Origin of the sequence: Pseudonocardia ammonioxydans (genome assembly GCF_900115005.1) — a bacterium.
Lineage (GTDB): Bacteria > Actinomycetota > Actinomycetes > Mycobacteriales > Pseudonocardiaceae > Pseudonocardia > Pseudonocardia ammonioxydans.
The window spans coordinates 1-1,227 of the sequence record NZ_FOUY01000160.1; the positions used below are offsets into that span (position 1 = coordinate 1).

Here is a 1,227-nt window from a genome sequence, read left to right on the forward strand (position 1 = left end):
ACTGAGGAGTCCGAGGAGGTCAAGCGGCTGCGCCGGGAGGTCGCGGAGCTCAAGCGGGCCAACGAGATCCTCAAGGCTGCTTCCTTGGACTCAACCCGTCAGCGCAACAGTGCTTCGAATCTATCAGCCGGGGTGTCGAAGTCGAGGGTCTTAGAGCGCCCGGCAAATGATGTTCAGCGGAGTCGGCGGGTGATCGGCCGGGTGGGCCACCGGTACTGGGTGCGGGCCCGGTTGATCAGGCGTCGGATCACGGTCAGCGTCGCCGCGAGGTAGAGGTAGAACTCGACGACGTCGCGGCGCTTGTCGGTGAACCGGCGTAGCTTGCCGAAGCCGTTCATCCACGCGTGCAGGCGTTCCACCGGCCAGCGCTTCCCGGCCTGGATCGGGGCCGGTTCGCCCTTGAGCGCGATGTGCGCCTGGTAGCCGAGGATCTCGAGCAGGTCGCGGGTCTTGGTCGAGTCGTAGCCGCGGTCCAGGTGCATGCCCGGGGTGTCGGGCAGCGGCCCGATCATGTCGCAGATCCCGGCCAGGGTCGGTTCGAGCAACGGTGAGTCGTGATCGTTCGCGCGGGCCGCGATCAGGTGCAGCGGGATCCCCTCGGCGTCCCCGGCCACGGACCGCTTGGTGCCCTGTTTGCCCCGGTCAACCGGGCTGCGACCGGATATTTCTCCACCGCACGGGGATTTCGTGATCGACCCGTCCACCGACAGGTCGTCCAGGTCCAGGCCGATCATCTGGTCGTAGGCGCTCAGTGCAAGCCGGTGCAGCTGCCGACCCACACCGGCGCTGGCCCAGTCGTCGAGACGCCGGCGGATGGTGCGATCCGAGCAGCCCGGTGAGGCGATGCGTTCGTAGCCGCTGCCGTGCACCAGCGCAGCGATCACGTGATCGAACACGACCCGGTCGCAGACCCGGCGCCGGTGGCAACCCCACGGGTGGGCCGGGGAGAACTCGGGCCGGGCGGGCGACCCGATCAGGGCAGCGAACTCGACCCAGAGCGGTTCGATCAGGGATGCTGGCAGCAGAGGCACGGGCCCTCCAGGCGATCATCAGGACTTCAGCAATCCCATGATCACTTCGGGTCTGTGCCTCTACCTGCAACGACACGCTGACACCATCATTCGCCGGACGCTCTTACGGGGGCGCGTGTTGAGTCGGTGGGCAATCTCGTCGAGCTGGGCCTGGGTGACGTCGCCGAGGCTGGTGCCCTTCGGGAAGTACTGCCGG

The 1,227-nt window shown here is 67.4% G+C and carries 1 protein-coding gene; it reads right to left on the reverse strand.

Annotation, left to right across the window (positions count from 1 at the left end; translation table 11 throughout):
• Positions 1-173 precede the first annotated feature (173 nt).
• The gene (locus tag BM093_RS34875) at positions 174-1,031 is read right to left on the reverse strand and encodes an IS5 family transposase (RefSeq protein WP_093357767.1); all 858 of its coding nucleotides are present in this window, start codon (positions 1,029-1,031) and stop codon (positions 174-176) included.
• Positions 1,032-1,227: the final 196 nt, after the last annotated feature.